This window comes from Anaerolineae bacterium, from assembly GCA_016931895.1.
In the GTDB taxonomy this organism is placed as follows: Bacteria; Chloroflexota; Anaerolineae; order 4572-78; family J111; genus JAFGNV01.
Window position 1 is genome coordinate 1 of the sequence record JAFGDY010000051.1, and the last position, 3,568, is coordinate 3,568.

Below are 3,568 nucleotides of genomic sequence, written 5' to 3' on the forward strand. Positions count from 1 at the left end.
CTCGCAAATCCCGTCTTTATAATTCTCGTAGTCCTTGATGAATCTTATTACTGAACATAATAATCTAACATTGTCAAAGTAGTAACTGAAAAACTATATCTCCGGCCGGGTGTTGCCGTAAACGCAACACTGCCGCGTTAAGTTGTAGACAACTCAAGTTTAGATGGAGGTGTCTACAATGGGACGCAATATTGATCGGCAACGTTTAGCGGCTGTGTTACAAACAATTAAGGAAAATGATGGGAGATTGCGGATGAACGACATTGCCAGGCGTTTGAATCTACATCCCCAGGCAGTGGCCCGCTTATTGCCCGCTGTGGGTGAAAAAACCGGCGAATTGCTTTATGAAGATGAGCGGGGCTTTTTGGGAATTTTTAAGAAGTGAGCCAATAAACCTGACCATAGGCTTTAGGCTTTATTTCAACGAATTTAAGCCAAATTCACGGTATTTGGCAACAAGGTGTGTTAAAATGTTGCCATCCATAACCCAGACCTGGCAGGTTTTTAAAACCTGTCAGGTCTTGAGCGCGAGGCGCAACATGAGCAAAACCATAGATACCGAAGAGCTTATCCGGCTGTATACCCAACCCGGCAATGGCTACAGCGACCAGGAATTGGCCGACCGGCTGGGGGTAGGCCGGGACGCCGTTTTTAGACGCAGGCAGAAACTGGAACAAGATTACCCCTTTATCCAAACCGGCTACGGGCGTTATAAGATAGACCGGGAGAAGTTTATTTCTCATGTGGGGGTCAATCAATACGAAGCCCTGGTTCTTTATTTAGCCACCCGCCGTTTGAGCCGCAATACCCGCCTGGCCAAACGGCACGTGCAAAACGCCCTGGAAAAACTGGCCCTGGCCCTGTATAAACCGATGACCGAACGGCTGGTGAAAGCGGCCGCCGCCGTGCCCGACCATCCCGATGCGGCCCGGCGGCAGGCCATCTTGGAGGAATTGGTGAGGGGTTGGGCCGAACAACTCAAGGTGCATATCCGCTACCGGGGCTTGACCAGCGATAAAGCCACCAACCATACTATCAGCCCCTATTTGATTGAACCTTCACCCTGGAGCGACAGCGTGTACGTGGTGGCCAAAACCAACGTGTGGGATGGGATGACGCCCTTTCAGTTGGAAAGAATTAAAAAAGCTACCCTCAGCACCGAGCCGTTTGAGATTGAGCGGGACTTTGCCGAAGAAACCCTGTTCAAATACGCTTGGGGTATCTGGTCCAGCGATAAAGAGCCGTCGCCGGTGAAATTGCGTTTTACCGGGCGCGAGGCCATGCGCCGGGTGCAAGAAAGCGTGTGGCATCCTGAGCAAAAGCTTGAACCACAGCCTGATGGCAGCCTGGTTTGGTCCGCCCCCATTGCCGAGTGGAAAGAAATGCTGCCGTGGATCAGGGGGTGGGGCAGCGATGTGGAGGTGTTAGAGCCGGTGGAGTTGCGGGAAATGATGATGGGCGAAGCCCGAAGACTGGCTGAGCTTTATGGATGGCGCGCAGCCAAAGTGAGTGCCAAAGGCCCGGAAACTTCCTCATTGTCCCAAACTTTTAGTGATTTCTTTGGAGATTAACATGAGTGAATTTAGGCCTTATCCTTATCAAGAGAAAGTAGGCGACCTTCTTTTGTCAGGCCAAAACGTAATCCTACAAGCGCCAACCGGGGCTGGCAAAACGGCCGCTGCTTTGTTGCCTTTTTTGCATGCTCGAAAAAACCTTGAGGCGAATTGTTTCCCGCGCAAATGTATTTACTCTGTGCCAATGCGCGTATTAGCCAATCAATTTGTAGCTGAGTACAACAAGATAATTACCAGATATGGCTGGCAGCAAGAACTTGATGTCACTATCCAAACCGGCGACCGGCCCGAAGACCCGCAACTCGAAGGTGATTTGATCTTTACCACTATTGACCAAACCTTGAGTAATTTTTTATGTATTCCCTTTGCATTGGGTAACGGGCGAGCGAATATCAATGCCGGCGCCATTGCCGCCAGTTATTTGGTTTTTGATGAGTTCCATCTTTACGATCCCAAGACGGCTCTACCAACCACCTTGCAGATACTCAAAATGCTCAAAGGGGTTACGCCTTTTTTGTTGATGACGGCCACTTTCTCTACCTCTATGCTGACCAAATTGGCCGCAGAGTTGGATGCGATTATTGTGCCGGAAAACGAAACGGAACGAGCCGCGATGCAGGCTATTCCTTCACAAAACAAAACCCGAACTTATCGCTTTGAAAATGAGCTGCTCACTGATAAGGCAGTGCTAACCCAACACCCGGAGAATGGCCGTTCAATTGCTATTTGCAATACCGTTCAACGCGCCCAAGACCTGTTAGAAGCGACCAGGAACAATGCTTCCCCAGGTATAGAAGTTAAATTATTGCATAGCCGTTTTTACCAGGATGACCGCAAGGCCAAAGAGGATTGGCTGCGGCGTGAGTTTGGCAAAGATAAAAAGGCTTACAAGGTTAAGAGCGCAATTCTGATTGCTACCCAGGTTATTGAAGTGGGGTTAGACATCACTTGTGACGCGCTGCATACCGAACTGGCCCCGGCTAATGCAGTATTGCAGCGGGCGGGCCGGTGCGCCCGTTATGAGGGAGAAGCAGGCAAGGTATTTATCTATGAACTTCCCCTCGACAAAAAGGGTGAACCCAACTATTTACCTTATCGTGACCATGGCCAAAAGGAACTTTGCGAACTGACCCGGCAAGCCTTTGGTAACGAGACCAGGAACGGCCACACGCTTAATTTTATGGATGAGCAAAGTATTCTTTCGGAAGTGCACGGTTTGGCTGATGCTGCTTTATTACAAAAAGTGCAAGACAATCGTCTCTATCACCGGCAAATGATGGAAACGGCAATGGGGTATCAGGAGCGCGGCCTGGCTCGTGAGCTTATCCGCGATGTGAGCAGTCGCAATGTTATTGTGCATCCTGATCCCAAGGCCGAGGTAGACGAACAAAGCCCCTGGCGGTTAGAGAGTTTTAGTTTGTTTACCGGCAGTGTATATGGCGCTTTTAACCAGTTAAATGAATTGGCCGAAGAAATAGGGCACGATGATTGGGTCATGATGCGCTTGAACCGGTATGAGAGTGAAGAAGAGTGGGGCGGTAGAGAAATTAGTTATGCCTGGAAACCTGTTTACGAGCAAAGTTTTCTGGAAGATACCTTAATGGTAGCTATTCACCCCCACCTGGCAAGTTACGATGAAGAACGCGGTTTATGTATCGGCGTACCTGGCAAAACAGATTGGGCGGTAAAAGAGCGCCAAAAGAAACCAAAATTGGATGGAGGCCCTTACACCTATCAACAAGAAACTTACCAAGAGCACATTGCCGGTTTGTACCAGGCGTATAGCTATCCGTTTTATGATAGAACCACACAAAGAAAATCGGTGAAACGGCAAGCCTTACGAGATGAATTGGCTTACGCTCTAACCAAAACTGAACAGCGGCTTGGCTTGCCAACCGGCGTTTTAGACTAGTGGTGTATCCCAAAAGTTTTTAGGGTGATTGTCTGGTACATAGGGGCAAATAATCTTGGATCAAAGGGTTCATTAACAAAAA

At 49.0% G+C, this 3,568-nt stretch carries 3 protein-coding genes; all 3 read left to right on the top strand.

All coding sequences use genetic code 11. The features are described from left to right. Nucleotides 1-178: 178 nt before the first annotated feature. The 3 genes from JW953_04330 to cas3 all read left to right on the top strand — a co-directional run bounded on the left by JW953_04330 (nucleotide 179) and on the right by cas3 (nucleotide 3,486). A complete protein-coding gene (locus JW953_04330; GenBank protein ID MBN1991905.1) occupies nucleotides 179-385 on the top strand; it encodes a helix-turn-helix domain-containing protein in 207 nt (68 codons plus the stop codon). Nucleotides 386-539: 154 nt separating this feature from the next. Then, nucleotides 540-1,571, top strand: coding sequence for a WYL domain-containing protein (locus JW953_04335; protein MBN1991906.1), 1,032 nt, complete (start codon nucleotides 540-542; stop codon nucleotides 1,569-1,571). Between the two features lies 1 nt (nucleotide 1,572). After that, nucleotides 1,573-3,486 (top strand): CRISPR-associated helicase Cas3', encoded by a 1,914-nt coding sequence (gene cas3, locus JW953_04340; GenBank protein MBN1991907.1) that lies wholly within the window; start codon nucleotides 1,573-1,575, stop codon nucleotides 3,484-3,486. The last annotated feature ends 82 nt before the right edge of the window (nucleotides 3,487-3,568 follow it).